The 19627-nt window shown below is 72.0% G+C and carries 20 protein-coding genes and 1 riboswitch; of the genes, 9 read left to right on the top strand and 11 right to left on the bottom strand.

Annotation, left to right across the window (positions count from 1 at the left end; all coding sequences use genetic code 11):
• Positions 1-45: 45 nt before the first annotated feature.
• From arfB to ACWA15_RS04630, 4 genes are all read right to left on the bottom strand, one after another.
• Complete coding sequence (arfB, locus tag ACWA15_RS04645; protein WP_464058271.1) at positions 46-492, bottom strand: alternative ribosome rescue aminoacyl-tRNA hydrolase ArfB; 447 nt, start codon at positions 490-492, stop codon at positions 46-48.
• A 91-nt stretch (positions 493-583) separates the two neighbouring features.
• Positions 584-1351: a sirohydrochlorin chelatase gene (locus ACWA15_RS04640; protein WP_464058270.1), complete on the bottom strand. Its 768-nt coding sequence runs from the start codon at positions 1349-1351 to the stop codon at positions 584-586.
• An 83-nt stretch (positions 1352-1434) separates the two neighbouring features.
• Entirely contained in the window at positions 1435-2097 is a 663-nt protein-coding gene (locus ACWA15_RS04635) for a LuxR C-terminal-related transcriptional regulator (RefSeq protein ID WP_464058269.1), read from the bottom strand.
• On the bottom strand, positions 2094-3509 hold the full coding sequence (locus ACWA15_RS04630) for an ATP-binding protein (RefSeq protein ID WP_464058268.1): 1416 nt from the start codon (positions 3507-3509) through the stop codon (positions 2094-2096). The genes ACWA15_RS04635 and ACWA15_RS04630 overlap by 4 nt, the downstream gene beginning before the upstream one ends.
• A 170-nt stretch (positions 3510-3679) precedes the next feature.
• On the opposite strand from ACWA15_RS04630, the gene ACWA15_RS04625 reads away from it, so the two are divergent.
• Both ACWA15_RS04625 and ACWA15_RS04620 read left to right on the top strand, forming a co-directional pair.
• The gene (locus ACWA15_RS04625; RefSeq protein ID WP_464058267.1) at positions 3680-5242 is read left to right on the top strand and encodes a PspC domain-containing protein; all 1563 of its coding nucleotides are present in this window, start codon (positions 3680-3682) and stop codon (positions 5240-5242) included.
• Positions 5239-5592 (top strand): hypothetical protein, encoded by a 354-nt coding sequence (locus ACWA15_RS04620; RefSeq protein ID WP_464058266.1) that lies wholly within the window; start codon positions 5239-5241, stop codon positions 5590-5592. Before ACWA15_RS04625 ends, ACWA15_RS04620 begins: the two co-directional genes overlap by 4 nt.
• A 115-nt stretch (positions 5593-5707) precedes the next feature.
• Here the strand turns inward: ACWA15_RS04620 and ACWA15_RS04615 are convergent, their stop codons facing one another.
• From ACWA15_RS04615 to thiE, 3 genes are all read right to left on the bottom strand, one after another.
• Complete coding sequence (locus ACWA15_RS04615; RefSeq protein ID WP_464058265.1) at positions 5708-6676, bottom strand: hypothetical protein; 969 nt, start codon at positions 6674-6676, stop codon at positions 5708-5710.
• Positions 6677-6884: 208 nt separating this feature from the next.
• Positions 6885-8465, bottom strand: coding sequence for a glutamine-hydrolyzing GMP synthase (gene guaA, locus ACWA15_RS04610; RefSeq protein WP_464058264.1), 1581 nt, complete (start codon positions 8463-8465; stop codon positions 6885-6887).
• Positions 8466-8499: 34 nt separating this feature from the next.
• Complete coding sequence (gene thiE / locus ACWA15_RS04605) at positions 8500-9267, bottom strand: thiamine phosphate synthase (protein WP_464058263.1); 768 nt, start codon at positions 9265-9267, stop codon at positions 8500-8502.
• Positions 9268-9284: 17 nt separating this feature from the next.
• Positions 9285-9390: riboswitch (TPP riboswitch) on the top strand.
• On the opposite strand from thiE, the gene thiO reads away from it, so the two are divergent.
• The 3 genes from thiO to ACWA15_RS04590 all read left to right on the top strand — a co-directional run bounded on the left by thiO (position 9384) and on the right by ACWA15_RS04590 (position 11733).
• Entirely contained in the window at positions 9384-10655 is a 1272-nt protein-coding gene (gene thiO / locus ACWA15_RS04600) for a glycine oxidase ThiO (protein ID WP_464058262.1), read from the top strand. It overlaps the preceding riboswitch by 7 nt.
• 83 nt (positions 10656-10738) lie before the next feature.
• Complete coding sequence (gene thiS, locus ACWA15_RS04595; protein WP_464058261.1) at positions 10739-10936, top strand: sulfur carrier protein ThiS; 198 nt, start codon at positions 10739-10741, stop codon at positions 10934-10936.
• Positions 10933-11733 carry a thiazole synthase gene (locus tag ACWA15_RS04590; RefSeq protein ID WP_464058260.1) on the top strand — a complete coding sequence of 267 codons (801 nt, stop codon included), beginning with the start codon at positions 10933-10935 and terminating at the stop codon, positions 11731-11733. Before thiS ends, ACWA15_RS04590 begins: the two co-directional genes overlap by 4 nt.
• Positions 11734-11737: 4 nt before the next feature.
• Here ACWA15_RS04590 and moeB read toward each other — a convergent pair whose 3' ends face one another.
• From moeB to ACWA15_RS04575, 3 genes are all read right to left on the bottom strand, one after another.
• Positions 11738-12940, bottom strand: coding sequence for a molybdopterin-synthase adenylyltransferase MoeB (gene moeB / locus ACWA15_RS04585; RefSeq protein ID WP_464058259.1), 1203 nt, complete (start codon positions 12938-12940; stop codon positions 11738-11740).
• 103 nt (positions 12941-13043) lie between these two features.
• The gene (locus ACWA15_RS04580; protein WP_464058258.1) at positions 13044-13598 is read right to left on the bottom strand and encodes a hypothetical protein; all 555 of its coding nucleotides are present in this window, start codon (positions 13596-13598) and stop codon (positions 13044-13046) included.
• Between the two features lie 7 nt (positions 13599-13605).
• The gene (locus tag ACWA15_RS04575) at positions 13606-14037 is read right to left on the bottom strand and encodes a DUF3817 domain-containing protein (protein WP_464058257.1); all 432 of its coding nucleotides are present in this window, start codon (positions 14035-14037) and stop codon (positions 13606-13608) included.
• A 48-nt stretch (positions 14038-14085) separates the two neighbouring features.
• Here ACWA15_RS04575 and ACWA15_RS04570 point away from each other — a divergent pair, with 48 nt between their 5' ends.
• The 4 genes from ACWA15_RS04570 (at position 14086) to ACWA15_RS04555 (ending at position 18628) form a co-directional block, all read left to right on the top strand.
• Entirely contained in the window at positions 14086-15888 is a 1803-nt protein-coding gene (locus ACWA15_RS04570; RefSeq protein WP_464058256.1) for an ABC transporter ATP-binding protein, read from the top strand.
• A complete protein-coding gene (locus tag ACWA15_RS04565) occupies positions 15885-17624 on the top strand; it encodes an ABC transporter ATP-binding protein (protein WP_464058255.1) in 1740 nt (579 codons plus the stop codon). The genes ACWA15_RS04570 and ACWA15_RS04565 overlap by 4 nt, the downstream gene beginning before the upstream one ends.
• Before the next feature lie 94 nt (positions 17625-17718).
• Complete coding sequence (locus ACWA15_RS04560; RefSeq protein ID WP_464058254.1) at positions 17719-17844, top strand: hypothetical protein; 126 nt, start codon at positions 17719-17721, stop codon at positions 17842-17844.
• A gap of 100 nt (positions 17845-17944) precedes the next feature.
• Positions 17945-18628: a YceI family protein gene (locus ACWA15_RS04555; RefSeq protein ID WP_464058253.1), complete on the top strand. Its 684-nt coding sequence runs from the start codon at positions 17945-17947 to the stop codon at positions 18626-18628.
• An 18-nt stretch (positions 18629-18646) separates the two neighbouring features.
• On the opposite strand, the gene ACWA15_RS04550 is transcribed toward ACWA15_RS04555, so the two are convergent.
• Entirely contained in the window at positions 18647-19567 is a 921-nt protein-coding gene (locus ACWA15_RS04550) for an SURF1 family protein (protein WP_464058252.1), read from the bottom strand.
• Between the last annotated feature and the right edge of the window lie 60 nt (positions 19568-19627).

Raw genomic sequence — 19627 nt, 5'->3', positions numbered from 1 at the left:
CCAGCGCCTCGCCGGCCGGTGTGGACACGGTGACCGGGCAGCCGCCTAGGAGTCGGCCCCAGAGCTCCGGCCCGACCGTCCCGACTTGATCCGCGACCGAGACTTCTTCGCCACCAGGCGCCGCTCGATCGAGCCGCGGGTCGGTTTCGTGGACCGGCGCGTGCGCGGTGGCGGGGCGAGGGCTTCACGCAGCATCTGGGCCAGCCGTTCACGCGCCGCCTGGCGGTTGCGCAGCTGCGCCCGCTGCTCGGAGGCAGCGATGACCACCTTGCCGTTGACGAGAACCGGCTCGAGCCGGGTCATGAGTCGGTCACGTGCAGCGGACGGCAGCCCCGCGACGGCGAGGGACGGCGTCGGGTCCCAGGTGAGCTCGACCCGGCTGTCTGCGGTGTTCACGCCTTGCCCACCCGGACCTGAGGACCGCGAGAAACGCCACCCGAGCTCGCTCGGGGCGAGGCTCAAGGTGTCGGTGACGCGCAGCGGAGTGTCCATGGCTCAAGGATGCCCCGCCGCCGCTGCGAAAGCACACGGTTGTGGCAAGCACACGGTTGTGGCAAGCACATGGTTGTGGCAAGCGCGGTCGTCAGCCGCCGGCAACCGTCGGGAGCTGCGTGAGCGCCTCGTTGAACCGGTCCACGATGATCTGCGCGATCGCCGGGTGCGCACCGAGGGGCTCAGCCACGATGTCCGCCCCCGCCTCAGCAAGACGCTGGGTGAAGAAGCCCGGAGCCAGCAGGTACGTCGCCAGGACCACTCGACCGTGCTCGGCGCCGCCGAGCGCGGACCGCGCCAGGTCGGTCGCCACCGCCACGCGCGGCGTCGCGGAGGCCGCGTATCCCAGAGTGACCGGCCCTTCCCAGGACCGCGCGACGTCTGCCGCGATCTGCTCGACGTCCGCTGCCGCAGCCTCGTCGCTCGACCCGGCTGCCGCCACGACGACCGCGTCTCCAGGCAGCGCGCCGGCGGCATCGAGACGGTCCACGAGGATGCTCGCCAGGCGCGGGTCCGGTCCCAGCGGGGCAGCCGCGACCGTGGGGGAACCGGTCGAGGCGCGCAACGCCACGGCCGAGGCGATGTCGACGTTGACATGGAAGCCGCCCGAGAGCAGCATCGGCACCACGACCACCGGACGACCCGAGGCGACGCTGCCCACGACCTCGTCGACCTGGGGGTATTGCACGTCCACATAGGTCTCGAGGACCTCGACGTCGGGCAGCAGCTCACGGACCTGACCCACGAGATGGCTCACGACGGCGCGCCCCTGAGGGTTGTCCGTCCCGTGGGAGCACGCGATCAGCACAGGGTGATGGTCGGTGCCTTCGAGGTCATCGGTGAAGGCGGCATAATTCATCGTCCCATCGTGCCCGACGCTGCTGGGGGGCCGGACAGATTGTGGGTGATCTTGCGGGTTATTTCCGTGACCTTGATCTCGGTTCACAGCAGCCGCCGCGCCGCCGCCCACCGGGTGAGCTCGTGCCGGGAGGAGAGCTGCAGCTTGCGCAGCACCGCAGAGACGTGCGTCTCGACCGTCTTGATCGAGATGAACAGCTCGCTCGCCACTTCCCGGTAGGAGTACCCGCGTGCGATCAGACGCATGACCTCCTGCTCGCGGGCCGAGAGGCGGTCGAGCTCGTCGTCAGCCACCGCGACGTCGGCCGCCTGCGTCCCGAAGGAGTCGAGCACAAACCCGGCCAGGCGCGGGGAGAAGACGGCGTCGCCGCCGGCCACCCGGTCGATGGCCGCGCTGAGCTCGAGTCCCGAGATCGCCTTGGTCACGTACCCCCGCGCTCCGGCCCGGATGACCGCGACGACGTCCTCGGCCGCGTCGGACACGGACAGCGCAAGGACTCGGGTCGCCCCGAGCAGGTCCGCGCAGCGGGTGAGGACCTCCGCCCCACCACCACCCGCACCACCAGGGAGGTGGACGTCGAGGAGGACGACCGACGGCCTCGTCGCGTGGATGATCTCGACGGCGGAGTCGACGTCCCCGGCTTCCCCGACCACCTCGACGTGGGGGTCGAGGCTGGCCCGCACCCCGGCCCGGAACATGTCGTGGTCGTCGACGAGGACGACGCAGATCGGATCGGTTCCGGTCATGGGTGCTCTCCTGCAGGATCGGTGGGATCGGTGGGATCGGTGGGATCGGCGAAATCAGTGGGACGCGAAGCAGCGCCATGGTTCGAGTGAGTGGCGTCGGTCAGCGGCAGGCGCAGTCGGACCTCGGTCCCACGGCCGGGACCGGAGCGGACGCTCGCCTCACCCCCGCGGCGCTGGACCCGCCCGAGGATCGACTCGCGTACCCCGAACCGGTCACGCGGGACGCTGTCCAGGTCGAACCCGTCGCCGCGGTCCCGCACGAACACCTCCGCGGCGTCCGCACTGACCTCCAGGTACAGCGACACTGGCGGCTTCCCGTGCACGACGGCGTTCACCAGGGCCTCGCGGGTGGCCTGCAGCAGGGCGCTGGTCGCCTCCGTCGGGACCGCGTCGCCGACGATGACGGTGTCCACGGAGATCGACTCCCCACCGCCGGAACGCTCGGTGAGAGTGTTCTCCACCTCCGCGACGAGCGCGGTGAGGTCTGCGGCCACAGACGTCCCGGCGGCCGACCTGTCGGTGTACAGCCACTCGCGCAGCTCACGTTCCTGGTTGCGGGCGAGCCGGGTCACCTCGCCGGGCCGTTCGGCGCTGCGCTGGATGAGGGCGAGCGTCTGCAGGACGGAGTCGTGCAGGTGGGCGGCGATATCGGCCCGCTCGTTGGCACGTTCTCGCGCCGCCCGCTCCTCACCGAGCTCGCGGCCCAGCCGCAACCACCACGGCGCCAGCACGATCGCGGCGCCGGCGAGCACCGCGAGCGCAGCGACCGCAGCCGGCAGCATCGCGGTGGACGGCATGTCCTGACTGACCAGGAGCAGCACCCCGACGAGGGCGAGGACAAGTCCGGCAGCAAGACGCAGGATCCCGTTCGAGGTCCGCCCTCCCGCCCGGGTGAGCCACTGACCGCGTTGCGTCTCGTCGAGCTGGCTCCACGCGAGCCCCAACCCAGCCAGCGCGAGGATCACCGGGAGCACCCAGGACCACTCGATCTGGACCCCGAAGCGGCTCGCGATGAGCGCGCTGGCACCCACGAGAGCCAGCACACCGATGAGGATGTCGCGGACCGGGAACCGGGACAGCCACCCGTCGAGGCGGTTCGCGCCCGGGGCGAGATCCGCGCGAGGGGCCAGGCGCGCGAGCGCCGGGTCACGCTCGTCGGCCGCCACCTGCGCAGGATCACCGGACGGCACGAGCGTCCACAGGAACAGGTAGGCGAGGATGCCCATGCCCCCGACGAAGGCCAGGATCACGGCGAAGAGCCGGACGGTGCGCACCGGCAGGTCCAGGTGCGCAGCGATGCCCAGGCACACCCCGCCCACGATCCGGCCCCGGTGGGGACGGCGCAGCGGGAGCCGCGCAGGCTGCGCAAACCCTGGCGCCGGCGCGGCCGCGGTCGGTGGGGGCTGGTTCACGGGGAAGGTCACTCCTTGATGGTCACACGCGATGAGGCGCGCGGCGGGGTCTGGCCAGCCTATTCGGTGGGAACCAGGGAGGAGTCAGGGCACGGTCCACGCACAGATCAGGGTCGGGTCAGGGTCTCACCCGATAGCCAGAGGGCACCGGCAAGGACAAGGATCGAGACATGAACAGCGACGACTCCTCCCTCCCCCCCACCGGGTCGACCCCACCGCCCTGGGTGCCCGGCGGACCGTCGGGCCCTGCCCCGGCCCCGCCCCCCGGCCCGACCGGACCGGACGGTCCCGACCAGATCGACGCATTCTTCAACTCGATCCGCCGGACCGGCATCATGCGGGCGAACGACCGGTGGATCGGTGGTGTCGCCTCCGGCCTGGCCCTCCGGCTCGGGATCGACGCGCTCCTCGTCCGAGCCGCCTTCGGCGTGCTCATGCTGCTCTCGGGTGTCGGGTTCGTCCTCTACGCCGCGGGCTGGGCGCTGCTGCCCGAGCAGAGCGACGGCAGGATCCACCTGCAGGAGGCGATCCGTGGCCGGTTCGACTCCGCGATCGCCGGAGCCGGGATCCTGCTGCTCATCGGCCTGTTCTGGCGCACCGGGGAGTTCGGCTGGTGGGGAGCCTGGGGGTTCGGCTGGTTCGACGGGCTGTTCTGGCTCGCCCTGGTGATCTTCGCGATCTACTTCTTCGTCACGGTCCGCAAGCAGAAGAGCGGGGCCTTGCCGCCGCACGGCCAGTACCCGTCGCGACCGTACCCGCCCACACCGCCTGGATACTCAGGCCCCCAGTCCCCCAGCGCGGCGTACCAGGCCGGCCCGACGCCGCCGCAGCCGACCGTGGTCTACCCCACCACGTCGCCCACCACCCCGCCCACCACCCCGCCCACAGCTCCGGCGCCGCCGAACCTGTCCAAGGCGCTCCCCCCGCCGCCCTACGTCCCCTACGCCTCACCGCCTCCCCAGGGCTGGTCCGGGCAGGGCTCATCCGGGCAGGGCTGGTCCGGGCAAGGCTCGTCCGGGCAGGGCTGGTCCGGGCAGCCGCCGACGCCGGTCAAGGCCAAGGCGTCTCGCCCACCGGTCAAAGGACCAGGTGCTGCCTCCTTCGGCATCGTCGCCGGACTGTCGCTGCTGACCTTTGCGGGGCTGCTCCTCGCTGACCGCGCCGGGACCTTCGACGGGTCCGACGGACAGGTGTTCTTCACCACCTTCGCCGTCGCGACCATCCTTGCCGGGGTCGGCATCATCATCGCGGGCCTGCGCGGACGGTCCTCCGGGGTCCTCGGCTTCATCGCCCTCGTCGCGATCGTGGCCAGCCCGCTCTCGGTCGTCGCGATCGACTCGACGGGGACATCCGGTGCGCTGGTCGGTGAAGGGACGTTCACCCCGACATCGGCCTCGCAGGCCACCGATGGCTTCTCGATCGGAGCCGGAGACCTCACGGTCGACCTCACCGATCTTCCCCTGACCAGCAGCGAGACCATCACCGTCCCGGTCAACATGGGCCTCGGCGACCTCACCGTCATCCTCCCCGAGGACACCGCAGCCTCGGCCGAGGTCCGGCTGGGAGCCGGGAACGCCACGTGGCGGGTCGCCGGCGACGAGGTCAGCCACGGTGGTGTGGGCAACGGCACCACCGACTTCGAGACCTCCGACGTCCGTGACGGCGCCACCCCGCAGATCCACCTGGACATCCAGGCCGGTGCGGGCGACATTCTCATCAAGGAGGAGTCATGACCGATTCGACAGAGCGCCCCGAGACCGGGGACTTCCCGACGGAGAAGTTCCCGACGGAGAGGTTCCAGACGGAGAGCTTCCCGACGGAGCCGTCCCCCACAGATCAACCCACGAACCAGCCCACGACCGGGCAGTCCCCCACGGACCAGGCTCCCGCCGCCGCACCGCGTCCACCGGTCCGGATGAGCACCGTCGTGTGGGGCCTGATCATCGTCGTGATCGGCGGCGGAATCCTCGCCAGGGCGCTCGGGGCCGAGTTCGACAACGAGCTCGCACTCATCGTCCTGCTCTGCGTCGGGGGGGTGGCCCTGGTGGTCACCTCGATCGTCTCGGCGGTGCGCAAGAAGTAGCAGTGCGCACGAAGGAGCAGTGCCCACGAAGCAGTCCCGGACACCCCAGGGACCACGCAGGCCGGGTGGGACCTCACGGTCCCACCCGGCCTGCGTCGTTACGAGCTCGCGGTCGCTACTTGCTCGTGCCGTTCTCGCCCGAGCCCTCGACCGGGGGAACCCGGTCGGCCGGTGAGGCCCACCCGGACGGTCGCTCGTCCGTGCGGGGTGCGTCGGTCGGCGCTCCGGACGTGGCCGGCTGCGTGGACGACGTCGTCGGGCTGGTGGGTGCTGCGCCGTCCTGCGTGGCGCTGTTGGCTGAGGACGAACCGACGATCGGCGTCCTGGCCGTGGTCGTCTCGGGGCGCTCGCCCGCAGGCGACGGGGACGAGGTCGGGGCGGAGCGCTCGGAGCGGCTGCGCCGGACCGGTTCGTCGGACACGGCAGCTGAGGGCTGAGCGGAAGAGAGCGGAGCGGCAGAGGTCTGAGGGGCGGAGGACTGAGCAGTGGAGTCCGACGTCACAGCCGGCGTCACGACGGGTGCAGCGGCAGCGACAGGAGTGGTGGTCGCGGCAGCGGCCGGCGGTGACTGGTGACGTGGTCCGGCCGAGGTCGCCGAGTCAGGGGCGAGCGCGTGCGCGCCGGGCGACCCGGTGGTCTCCACCACGACGGGCGGTCCTCCGGCGATGCGGCGCAGTGCCCAGCCTACGAGGATGAACAGCAGACCCAGTCCCATCACGAGAGCCGCGACGCCGAAGGACACGACCGAGGTGAAGAGCGAGGCACGCAGGAACGAGGCGTTCATGACCGTCTCACGCCGCGGGTCGTCCTGCTCCAGCTCGGCGTAGGTCATGCCGTCGCTCGACTCCAGCGCGTGCTTGTTGATGACCTCGGCCTGGGCATAGGCGGAGAACGGGTCGTTGACGTGACGGCCGGCGAGGAAGGACGCGTCGTCGGAGACTGTGATGCCTTCCTGGGAGAGCTTGTCCGAGACCGCCCACCACGTCACGCCACCGGCGAGGATCATCAGGACCCCTGCGATGAGCGTGATCATCCCGACGACGCTGACGCCCTTGCTCTGCCTGATCGTGACCTTGCTCGACATCTGATCTCCTAGACCTTGAAAGTGCTCGATGGCCGACCCCGTCGAGGTCGCCGCCGCTGGTGACTCTTCGACACACCGTAGCGAACGGGGGCGAGGTTCGCGCCCTCGTACCAGCCCGCGTCCCCCTCGCCCGCACCCGGATGCAGGACGGCGGGGCAGGTCCGCAGACCTGCCCCGCCGTCGGGCGTCGATCAGAGAGCGTGAGCTCTCACTCCCACTCGATCGTGCCCGGCGGCTTGCTCGTCACGTCGAGGACGACGCGGTTGACGTCTTTGACCTCGTTGGTGATCCGGGTGGAGATCGTCGCGAGGACGTCGTAGGGCAACCGGGTCCAGTCCGCGGTCATCGCGTCCTCGGAGGAGACGGGACGCAGCACGATCGGGTGGCCGTAGGTCCGCCCGTCACCCTGCACGCCGACCGAGCGCACGTCGGCGAGCAGCACCACGGGGCACTGCCAGATCTCGCGGTCCAGGCCGGCCTTGGTGAGCTCGTCGCGGGCGATGAGGTCCGCTGCGCGCAGGATGTCCAGGCGTTCGGCGGTCACCTCGCCGACGATGCGGATACCGAGCCCGGGGCCCGGGAACGGCTGACGCCACACGATGACCTCAGGCACGCCGAGCTCGAGGCCGACGGCCCGGACCTCGTCCTTGAACAGTGCGCGCAGCGGCTCGATGAGGGAGAACGCGAGGTCGTCGGGGAGCCCACCGACGTTGTGGTGGCTCTTGATGTTGGCCGCACCCTCACCACCGCCGGACTCGACGACGTCGGGGTAGAGGGTCCCCTGGACGAGGAACTTCACCTCTTCGCCGTGCTCGCCGGCTTCCTCGACGACCTCACGGGCGGCGATCTCGAAGACGCGGATGAACTCGCGGCCGATGATCTTGCGCTTCGTCTCGGGGTCGGACACCCCGGCGAGCGCGTCGAGGAAGCGCTGGCGCGCGTCGACGACCTTGAGCTGGACGCCGGTCGCCGCGACGAAGTCCTCCTCGACCTGGGTCGCCTCGCCCTCGCGGAGCAGACCGTGGTCGACGAAGACGCAGGTGAGCTGGTCACCGATGGCCTTCTGCACAAGTGCAGCGGCCACCGAGGAGTCGACCCCGCCGGACAGCCCGCAGATCACCCGGGCGTCACCGACCTGGGCGCGGATGAGCTCGACCTGGTCGGCGATGAGGTTGCTCGGCGTCCAGTCCGGAGCCAGGCCCGCGCCGACGTAGAGGAAGTTCTCGAGCGCCTGCTGACCGAGCGGGGAGTGCCGGACCTCGGGGTGCCACTGCACGCCGTACAGCCGGCGCTCGGTGTTCTCGAAGGCCGCGACCGGAGAGCCAGCCGAGGTCGCCAGGACCTGGAAGCCCTCGGGTGCGGAGTGCACGGCGTCGCCGTGGCTCATCCACGTGGTCTGCTGCTCGGGCGAGCCGTGCAGCAGGGCACCGGCCTCGCAGATGTCGACCGACGTGCCGCCGTACTCGGACAGCCCCGTCTGGGCGACGGTCCCGCCGAGGGCCTTGGCCATCGCCTGGAAGCCGTAGCAGATGCCGAAGACCGGCACCCCGGCCTCGAAGAGGGCGGGGTCGACGAAGGGCGCGCCGTGGGCGTAGACCGAGGACGGTCCGCCGGAGAGGATGATCGCCGCCGGGTTCTTCGCGAGCATCTGCTCGACGGAGAAGGTGTGCGGGACGATCTCGGAGTAGACCTTCGCCTCGCGGACTCGGCGTGCGATCAGTTGCGCGTACTGCGCGCCGAAGTCAACAACGAGGACCGGGCGCGGCAAAGTGGGTGGGGTGTGCGTCACGGACCCAGGATAGTCGCCCCGCGCGGCTGGTCGTTCAGCCGTTCACCGCCGGTCTCCGCCGAGTCACCGCCGAGTCGCCGCCGAGCGGCCCCAGGGCCGCGCGCAGCGCCCGCGCCGCCGCCTCCGGGTCCCGCGCCTGCGTGATCGCCCGCACGACGACGACCCGCTCGGCCCCCGCGGCGACGACGTCGGCCACCGTGTCCAGGTCGATGCCACCGATCGCGAACCAGGGGGCGACGACCTCTGTGGCTTCGGTGTCGCTGCCGGTCAGGACACGGCCCGACGCCGCGGCGTCGGCCATGGCACGCACCGCACCGGTCCCGACCGGCGCCCGCCCCGGCTTGGTGGGCGTCCCCCACACCGGCCCGACGCAGACGTAGTCGACGTCGGGGTCGGCGAGCGCCGCAGCGCCCTGCCCACCACCCCCCGACGAGCGGCCCAGGATCACCTCGGGGCCGAGCAGCGAGCGCGAGAAGGCCGGCGGCAGGTCCCGCTGACCGGTGTGGAGCACGTCCGCGCCGGCGGCGAGCGCGAGGTCAGCCCGGTCGTTGACCGCGAGCAGCGCCCCGTGCTCGCGGGTGACCGCACGGGCGAGCGCCAGGTACTCGAGCTCGTCGACGACGTCGAGGGTCCGGTCCCGCAGCTGCACGACGTCCACGCCACCGCTCAGCGCCGCATGGAGAAAGGTGACGAAGTCGCGCGGCCCGCCACGGTCCGTGCGAGCATCGGTGCACAGGTACAGCCGCACCTGCGCCATTCGGGATCGGCGCTGGCCGTTGGCACCATTCACGGTCAATGTCATGGTCCGTGAGTGTACTGTGGCTCGTGCACGGGAGCCCCGCACAGGCGGGGCTGAGAGGGCATCACGCCGACCGTCGAACCTGCTCTGGGTCATTCCAGCGAAGGGAGCACCGTGACATGCGCGCACCCACAGGAGCGTCAGCACCGCCACCACAGTCGCCACCAGCACCGTCGCCACCAGCACCGTCGCCACCAGCACCGTCGCCCCAGTTCTCGTCCTCACCCACGGCGCTGACCACGAGCGACGTCCTCATCATCGGCGTCGGGATCATCGGGGCCGCGCTGGCCTGGCAGGCGCTGCGCGCCGGCCTGAGCGTCACCTGCCTCGACCCCTCCCCCGGCGCGGGCTCGACCTTCGCCGCGGCCGGCATGCTCGCCCCGGTGGCCGAGGCGGCCTTCGGGGAGGACGCCCTCACCGCGCTGTGCGTCGCCTCGGCCGCACTGTGGCCGGCCTTCGCCGCCGAGCTGTCCGACGCCGCCGGCATGGAGCTCGGCTTCGAGACGAGCGGGACGCTCACCGTCGGCTACGACCAGGCCGACGCCGCGCAGCTGGACCGCCTGCACTCCCTGCACACCCGCCTCGGTCTGCGCTCGGAGCCGATCACCGTCGCCGAGGCCCGCGAGCGTGAACCGTTCCTCGGACCGCGGCTGTCCTGCGCACTGTGGGTCGAGGGCGACCACCACGTCGACCCGCGGTCCGTGCACCGCGCGCTGCTCGCGGTGCTGATCGCCGATCCTCGCGTCAGGCTCGTGCGGTCGAGCGCCGCCGAGCTCCTGCTCGGCGGCGACGGACGGGTGATCGGTGCCACCGATGCCCACGGCGGGGTGCACCATGCCGGGACGGTGGCGCTGGCCGCCGGGACGTCGTCGGGCAGGCTGGTGACCCCGTTGGCGCAGGTGCACCTGCCGGTCCGGCACGTGGCCGGCCAGACCCTCCGGCTGCGCACCTCCAACGGATTCGACCTGGCGCATGTGGTGCGCGGGACGGTCCAGATGCGGCCGATCTACATCGTGCCCCGGGCCGGCGGGGACGTCGTGGTCGGTGCCACGAGTGAGGAGGGCCCCGCGGAGGACCTGGCCAGCGCGGGCGGTGTCTTCGCGCTGCTGCGCGACGCCCGGGCGCTCGTGCCCGGCATCGACGAGCTGTCCTTCCTCGAGGTGACCAACCGCGGCCGGCCCGGCACCCCGGACAACCTGCCGCTGATCGGGGAGACCGGTGTGCCCGGTCTGCTCGCCGCGACCGGGCACTTCCGCAACGGGATCCTGCTCACCCCGCTCACCGCCGCCGCCCTGGCCCCTCTGCTCGGCGCACCCCACGCTGCTCCTGACCTGACGGCGGCCCTCGGTGCCGCCGACCCACGACGCTTCGGACCGGAGACCACCCGATGAGCACCACAGGCACCGTGACACCTCTCTCGACAACCGCATCGACCACCGCTTCCATCACTGCTTCCATCACTGTGAACGGTGAGGTGCGTGCGCTCACGCCCGACGTCGCGCAGCTCTCCGCACTGCTGGCGCGGTTCGCGCCGTCGCGGCCACCCGGATCCGCCCCGATCGGGGTGGCTGCCGCCGTCAACGACCGGGTCGTCCCGCGCGGGGCCTGGGCCAGCACCACGCTGCGCGCCGGGGACCGGGTCGAGATCGTCACGGCGGTGCAGGGCGGATGACCGCTCCGAGGATGGACCCGCTGATCATCGCGGGTGTCGAGCTGGGTTCCCGGCTCATCATGGGCACCGGCGGGGCACCGAACCTGTTGCACCTGGAGGAAGCCCTCGTGGCCTCGGGCACCGAGCTGACCACCGTGGCCCTGCGCCGGGTGAGCGTCGACGGGGCGCCGGGCAGCGGCGGCACCGTGTGGGACCTGCTCGCCCGCAACGGCATCCGGGCGCTGCCCAACACCGCGGGCTGCTTCACCGCCCGGGAGGCGGTGCTCACCGCAGAGCTCGCCCGTGAGGCCTGCGGCACGGACTGGATCAAGCTCGAGGTGCTCGCCGACGACGTCACCCTGCTGCCCGACCCGATCGAGCTCGTCGCCGCCGCGGCCACCCTCGTCCGCGCCGGCTTCACGGTCCTGCCGTACACGAGCGACGACCCGATCCTGGCCCGCAAGCTGCACGACGTCGGGTGCGCGGCGGTCATGCCGCTCGGCTCCCCGATCGGGTCCGGTCTCGGCATCCTCAACCCCCGCAACATCGCCGCGATCGCGGACTGGTCCCCGGTCCCGGTCATCCTCGACGCCGGGGTGGGTGGCGCCGCCGACGCCGCGCAGGCGATGGAGCTCGGCTGCGCGGGAGTGCTGCTCGCCTCCGCGGTCACCCGGGCCGTCGACCCTGTCCGGATGGCCCACGCCATGCGGCTCGCGGTCGAGGCCGGGTACCTCGCGGCGACCGCCGGCCGGATCCCCCGCCGCGAGCAGGCCCTCGCGTCCTCGCCGACGACGGGGCTGCTGGACCTGGCGGTGTAGGAGGTCAGTAGAGCGGCAGGCTCGGGTCGACGTCGTGGACCCAGGCGAGCACACCGCCGGTGAGGTTCACGACGTTGGCCAGCCCCGCGCGGCGGGCCGCGTCGACGACGACCTGCGAGCGCCCGCCCACCTTGCAGTGCACGACGACCAGGCGGTCGGTCGGCACAGCGGCGAGGCCGCCGTCGGCCAGCAGCTGGTCCATCGGGATGTGCACCGAGCCGTCGATCGTGACGATGTCACGCTCGTAAGTCTCCCGGACGTCGAGGACGTGGACGTCGGACCCGGCAGCGAGCAGGGCGGCGAGGTCGCGTGCGGAGATCTCTGCCGCTGCGCCGTCGGGAGCCGGCAGCGCGCACGCGACCTCGGTGTCGACGAGCTGAGTCACCGGGACCCGGCTCGGGTCCGCCCCGACCGACAGCTCGCGCCAGCTCACCTCGAGGGCGTCGTAGAGCGCGAGGCGCCCCAGCAGGCTCCGACCGGCGCCGGTGATGAGCTTGATCGCCTCGTTGACCATGACCGACCCGACCGTCGCGCACAGCGCGCCGAGCACCCCGCCCTCGGCGCAGCTCGGGACGGTCCCCGCGGCCGGCGGCTCCGGGAAGATGTCGCGGTAGGTGACGGCCTCGACCCCGGGCGGCGGCGCCGCCCAGAACACGCTGACCTGGCCGTGGAAGGTCAAGATCGCACCCCACACGCAGGGGATGCCGAGGATCTCGCAGGCGTCGTTGACGAGGTAGCGGGTGGGGAAGTTGTCGGCGCCGTCGAGCACGAGGTCGTAGCCGCCGAGGATGTCGAGGGCGTTGGCGGAGGTGAGGCGCACCGGGTGGGTCTCCACGACCACGTGGGGGTTGATCGCGGCGATGGCGGCCCGGGCGGAGTCGACCTTGGTGGCACCGACGTCGCCCACCCCGTGGATCACCTGGCGGTGCAGGTTGGACTCCTCGACGCGGTCGTCGTCGACCACGCCCAGGGTGCCCACCCCCGCGGCGGCGAGGTAGAGGAGGGCGGGGCTGCCCAGCCCGCCCGCGCCCACGACGAGGACGCGCGCGTTCTTCAGCCGGCGCTGACCGCTCATGCCGATCTGCGGCAGCGTGATCTGGCGCGCGTACCGGGCGAGCTCGGCCGGGGGCAGGGGCGGCGACTCAGCAACGAGGGGGCCGAGCGCGGGAGGAGCGGGTGAGGGGGCGAGCGCGGGAGCGGTGGTCACCTCCCCACCCAACCACACGGGCTCGGCCAGAGGGGTCAGGGATGTCAGGGGTGTCAGGGGTGTCAGGAGTGTCGGGGGTGTCAGGGGCGTCAGGGCAGGGGCGTCAGGGGCACGCGTACCCGCCCGCGTCGAGCCCGGCCGCGATCTCGAAGTAGTTGGTGCACGGGTCGGTGCCCTCGAGCAGGTACAGGAGGGCGAAGTCCGGTCCGAACAGCTGCCACTGGCGCACGTGCTCGCTCTCGTGGGCGAGCAGGTCCGCGTCGAGCACCTCGGCGCCTCGAGGGGTGAGGAAGGTGTCCCCGTAGGTCGTCCCGCCGCGCTGGGCGAGGAGCGACTCGATGTCGAAGCAGACCCACAGCCCGGACTGGACCTCGCAGGCGCGGCCCTGCGCGACGGCGTCGGCCCGGTGCCCGGCGCCCTGCACCATCGCGGTCACCGCGCGGGCGGTCACGCACACGAGGTCGCCGCTGCCGCCGCTGCACAGGTTGCGGGAGAACGGGCCGGCTGCGTAGTCGGGAGCCGCGGTGTCGGGAGCGACGACGTCGGGGGCTGCGGGTGCCGCGGGGGCCGCCGACCCGGGCGCGAGGCCCACCCCGACGGCGACGGACGCCGCGACCGCGACGAGCCGCGCGAGCGCGGCGCCCGGACCGCGAGCCATGGTCGCCTCAGACCTCGCGGGCGGCTGCGATGCGGGTCTCGGCGTCGGCGTGGACCTTCTTCTCCACGACGAAGGACATGACCGGCACGACGCCGCCGAGGACCATGACGGCCAGCCGGCCGAAGCGCCACCGCATCTTCGACCACAGGTCGACGACCGTGACGAGGTAGACGACGTAGATCCAGCCGTGCGCGAAGGGGATCCACTTCACATACTTCACAGCCTCGTCGCCGGCGAAGATCTTGACCAGGATCTCGACGACGAGGAGCAGCAGCATCACGCCTGTGACGTACGCCATGATCCGGTAGCGCGTGAGCGCGCCGCGGGCGGCACCGATGATCTTCGCCCGGGCGGCCTGGGCCGCCTCGGAGGAACCGCCCGCCGCGGCAGACGGCTGTGACGAGGAAGTCTGTGCGCTCTTGTCTGAGGGGGACGTCATTGGAAGCCTTCCGAATAAACTGTGGCCGAGGGTCAGTGCCACGACCTAATGTTAGTGACCGTGCGCCCCCTTCCCCTCCCCGACCCCGGGACTCCCCCTCTGACCTCACCCGCTGCGTTCCTCTCCTGGCAGGCTCGCCGCCAGTGGGGGGTGCTCACGGTCGCCGTGACGCTCGGGATCGTGACCTTCCTCGCACAGGCCGTCATGCCCTACGCCCTGGGCCAGGCCCTCGACCAGGGTCTGGAGCAGGGAATCGGCCGCGAGCTCTTCAAGTGGGCCGGTTTCATGCTCGCTGCCGGGACCGTGCAGGTCGTCGCGAGCGCCTTCGGCCACCGGTACGACGTCGAGAACTGGCTCCGTGCCGCGTTCTCCGTCTCCCAGCTCGTCGGCGACAAGGTGAGCCGCAGCGGCGACGCCGTGACCGAGACCATCCCCACCGGCGAGGTCGTCGCGACCGTGGCGAGCGACTCCGGACGGATCGGGGAGTTCTTCTTCAACTCCGCCCGGTTCATCGGCAGCGTCGTCGCCTACATCGCCGTGGCGATCCTCATGCTCGCCACCTCGCTCAAGCTCGGCATCATCGTCGCGATCGGGCTTCCCGCGGTCGCCGCGATCCTCGGCCTGCTCGTCAAGCCCTTGCAGGCCCGTCAGAGCGCCCAGCGCGAGGCGTCCGGGCGACTGACCACCCTCGGCGCGGACACCGTCTCGGGGCTGCGCATCCTGCGCGGCATCGGCGGCGAGGCGGTCTTCACCAACCGCTACCGCGCCCAGTCGCAGCGAGTTCGCGCCGCGGCCGTCCGGGTGGCCACCACCCAGTCGTACCTCGACGCGCTCCAGGTGCTCCTTCCCGGGATGTTCGTGGCCCTCGTGCTGTGGCTCGCCGCCCAGCAGGCCATCACCGGGGAGATCACGCCCGGACAGCTCGTGACGTTCTACGGCTACGCCGCGTTCCTGTCCTGGCCGCTGCAGAACCTCACCCAGACGCTGCAGATCACCACCCGCGCCGTCGTGTCCTCACGCAAGATCATCAAGGTCCTCCAGGTCACCCCGGCGGCCGGGGACGCCCCGGGCACCGTGGCTGCGCCGAGCGCGGGCGCCGTGCTGCGCGACGCGACCACGGGCGTGACCCTGGAACCCGGTCGTGTCGTCGCCCTGGTGAGCGAGACTCCCGACGAGTCCGCCGCGGTCGCCACCCGGATGGGCCGGTTCAACGACGACGCCGAGGCAGCCACCCCGGTGCACCTGGGCGGCGTCCCGCTGCGTGACATCGACAAAGCCGTGCTGCGCGAGCGGATCGTCGTCGCCGAGGCGACCTCCCACCTGTTCTCCGGGGTGCTGCGCGACGAGCTCGACGTGCGCGACCGCGCGAGCGTGGAGGAGATCCACGCGGCACTGACCGTCTCCGACGCCCAGGACGTGCTCGACTCCACCCCGGGCGGCCTCGACGGGGAGCTGCCCGAGAAGGGCAGGTCGCTCTCGGGCGGCCAGCGCCAGCGCGTCGCCCTCGCCCGGGCACTGCTCACCGAGGCGGAGTACCTCATCCTCGTCGAGCCGACGAGCGCGGTGGACGCGCACACCGAGGCGCGCATCGCCGAACGCCTGGTCGCCGCGCGCGCCGGGCGCTCGACGCTCATCGTCACGGCGAGCCCGCTCGTGCTCGACCACGTCGACGAGGTCATCGTCCTGCGCGACGACGAGGTCATCGCCCGGGCCACGCACCGCGAGCTGCTCGACGGCGTGGGCGAGGCCCACGACCACTACCGATCCGTGGTGGGCAGGTCCCTGGCCGAAGAACCGGTCGCCGCGACCGCGAGCGACACCGACGAGACCTCACAGGAGGTGACCCGATGAACAACAAGCTCCCCATCGCGGACGGCGCGACAGTGCGTAAGCACACAGCCATGCTGCTGCGTGCCAACAAGCGTCCCCTGGCCGGCGTGATCACACTGCACACCCTGGCCGCACTCGCCGGCCTGGTCGGCCCGCTGCTGCTCGGCGGGCTCGTCGACGCCGTCTCCCAGGGCACCACCTCGGGCTACGTCAACCAGGTCGTCGCCATCTTCGTCGCCGCGGTCCTCGCCCAGACGGTGCTCATCCGCTTCGCCCAGCGCAACGCGATGATCTTCGGCGAGACGGTCTTCGCGGACCTGCGCGAGGACTTCCTCGCGACCGTGACCGAGCTGCCGCTCTCGACGGTCGAGCGGTCCGGGACCGGTGACCTCGTGGGCCGGACGACCAACGACGTCGACCGCGTCCAGCACTCGGTGCGGTTCGGGGTGCCGCGGATCCTCGTCGCCTCGGTCACGATCATCCTCACGTTCATCGCGGCCTTCTTCACGGCGCCTCTCGTCGCGCTCGGCATGTTCGTCGGAACGCCGATCATCCTCGTCATCGGTCGGTGGTACCTCAAGCGTGCCGCGCCCGCCTACCTGCGCGAGTCGGCCGCCTACGCGGCCCTCAACGGCTCGATCACCGAGTCCGTCGAAGGCACCCGCACGGTCGACGCCCTCGGCCTGGGCGCCCGCCGCCGGGCGAAGATCGACGGCGACCTCCGCGAGGCCTTCGCCGCCGAGACCCGCACGCTCAACCTGCGCACGGTCCTCGTCCCGGGGATGGACTCCGCCTTCGTCGTCGGCCCGATCGCGGTCCTGCTGTGGGGCGGGTACCTGCTCTCCCAGGGCCAGGTGACCATCGGCGCGGTGACGACCGTGGTGCTCTACTCCATGCAGCTCGTCGGTCCGGTGTGGGAGCTCATCTTCTGGCTCGACGAGATCCAGGTCGCGGCCACGTCGATGGCCCGCATCATCGGCGTCGGGCTCGTCGAGCGCGACCGCGAGCAGGGTGAGCGCACGCCGGCCGACGAGCACATCGTCGCCGACGGCGTCGAGTACGCCTACCGGCCCGGGCACAACGTGCTGCACGGGATCGACCTCGACCTCGTCGTCGGCGAGCGCCTCGCGGTGGTCGGCCCGTCCGGGGCCGGCAAGTCGACGCTGGGCCGGATGCTCGCCGGCATCCACCCTCCCACCGGCGGATCGGTCAAGGTCGGCGGGGTGCCGCTCATCGAGCTGCCCCTGGAGGACCTGCGCCGTCACGTCGCGCTCGTCACCCAGGAGCACCACGTCTTCGTCGGCTCGCTCGCGGAGAACCTCCGCCTGGCCGACGTCACCGCCGACGACGCCGCGCTCCTCGACGCCCTCGAGGCCGTCGACGCGCGGACGTGGGTCGAGGCCCTCGCCGAGGGGCTCGAGACCGAGGTCGGGTCCGGCGGGTACGTGCTCACCCCGGCGCAGGCGCAGCAGGTCGCGCTCGCCCGGCTCGTGCTGCTCGACCCGCACACGCTCATCCTCGACGAGGCCACGAGCCTGCTCGACCCGCGCGCCGCACGCCACCTGGAGCGCTCGCTCAACGCGGTGCTCGCCGGGCGGACCGTCGTCGCGATCGCGCACCGCCTGCACACCGCGCACGACGCCGACCGCGTCGCCGTGGTCGACGGTGGGCTGATCACCGAGATCGGCTCGCACGACGAGCTGGTTGCGGCCGACGGCGAATATGCCAGACTCTGGCACAGCTGGCAGCAGGCCTGACCGGGTCGGACAAGAGCCGGGGGACGTCGTGGGGGGCGCAGCGGGAGGCACACCGGAAGGCACCGTGGGGGCAGACAGGTCCGGACCGGGTAGCATGCGGCCGGTCGACCCGCACGAGTATCTCGGGGACGACTCCCCGCGCCCGCCCCTGGCCCGGCAGCTGCTGTCGTGGGTCCTGCCGGTGCTGGTCGGCGTCGCGATCGCGATCCTCATCGCCTGACCCGACCTGACCCGACCCGACCCGTGAGACGGTTCCAGCCATTTCCCAGACTCGTCTGGATTACTTGGTGGTTCAACTACTCGAGCGTCAGGACCATGACATGCAGAAGAAGTGGATCATCGCCCTCGCAGTCGTGATCGTCGCGATCCTCGCGGTCGTCGGCGGGACCGCGCTCTACGCCCGGATCGAGAACAGCAAGGCCCCGGACGAGCTGGGTCTGAGCACCCCGACGGCGTCCGCAGACTCCGGATCCGGTGACCCGGTCACCCTCGACTCCCTCGCCGGCGACTGGACCATCGCCGACGGCTCCCAGGCCGGCTACCGCGTCGCCGAGGTGCTCAACGGCCAGGACGTCACGGTGGTGGGCCGCACCACGGACGTCACCGGCTCGGTCACCATCACCGGGTCCGAGCTCACCGCGGCCGACGTCACCGTCTCGATGACCTCGGTCACGACCGACAGCTCCAGCCGCGACGGCCAGTTCCTCGACATCCTCTCGACGTCGGAGCACCCGACCGCGACCTTCGTGCTCACCGCCCCGGCCGACATCTCCGGGATCACCGACGGCGTGGTCATGGTGGACGCCGCCGGCGACCTCACCATCGCGGGCGTGACCCAGCCCGTCACGGTCGCGCTCAGCGCGCAGACCACGCCCGACGGGGTCGAGGTGAGCGGCTCCATCCCGGTGACCTTCTCCGACTACGACGTCGACGCCCCGAACCTCGGGTTCGTCAAGGTCGAGGACGCCGGCACGGTCGAGATGCTGCTCCGGCTGGCGCAGTAGGCGCGACGCAGCAGGTGCTCAGTCGAGGGCGGCGAAGGGGTTGAGATCGTCGGTCGCGTCGCTGCCCCGGGCCTCGTCCCGGACGGTGCGCAGCCACAGCGCGACCGCGAAGGCACCGAAGATCCACCACTGCAGCGCGTAGAAGAGGTTCTGCAGGTCGAGGCCCTCTCCGCCCTCGATGCTCGGGCGGTCCAGGAGTGCCAGGGACGGGTCCTGGGCGGGGTCGGAGGAGACCACCACGAGATAGCCGGCGTAGATCGGCCCGCCCCACTCGTTGGCGAGCGCGGCGGAGCTGATCGAGTCGGTCTGCCCGGCCGGGAGGTCGGCGTAGCCCTTCGCCTCGGAGGCCTGCAGGTACCCGGTGAGGGTGATGGTCCCCTGGGGCGGGACGAGCTGGTCGGCCGGGACGGCGGCGCTCTCACCGGTCGGGTCCGCCGGGACCCACCCGCGCACGACCGGCAGGATCGGTGCCCCGGACAGGTCGGCCCAGGACTCCCCGCCGGTCCCGTCCTCGGAGACCCGCAGCGGGGTCAGGACGAGGAACCCTTCCTGTCCGTCGTGGGCGCGTCCGGCGACAAGGAGCTGCCCGGCGGGGTCGTACTCCCCCTCGACCCAGCCCTGGCGGCCGACGAGGTCGCCAGGGAAGGTCGTCTGGGGCGCGAGCAGCAGTCCGAGCCCCTCGGGGCCCTGGCTGGCGAGCTCGGCGGCCGCGTGCTCGGCGGCCAGCTCCCCGCGGGCCTGCGCGCGGTCCAGCTGCCACACCCCGAGGCGCGCGCAGACCGCTGCGGCCAGCAGGAACACGACGAGCAGCACCAGCATCCGGGGCCGCAGGGCCACCGTGAGCAGCGGCGTGCGGCGGGGCGCCTCGGGCACTGCGGGACCGTCCCCCGCTCCGGACAGCTCGGTCTCTCGGGGCTGCTCGGTCACTCGATCTGGCACCGTTTCAGGCTACCCGAGACGGTGGCCCGGCACGGACCGGCCGCCGCGGACCCCGGCCCC

The sequence above is a fragment of the Sanguibacter sp. TS_SC_8 genome (assembly GCF_055361235.1).
The sequence above is the reverse complement of the archived record's forward strand: the minus strand, read 5'-3'. Positions and strand labels throughout refer to the sequence as shown.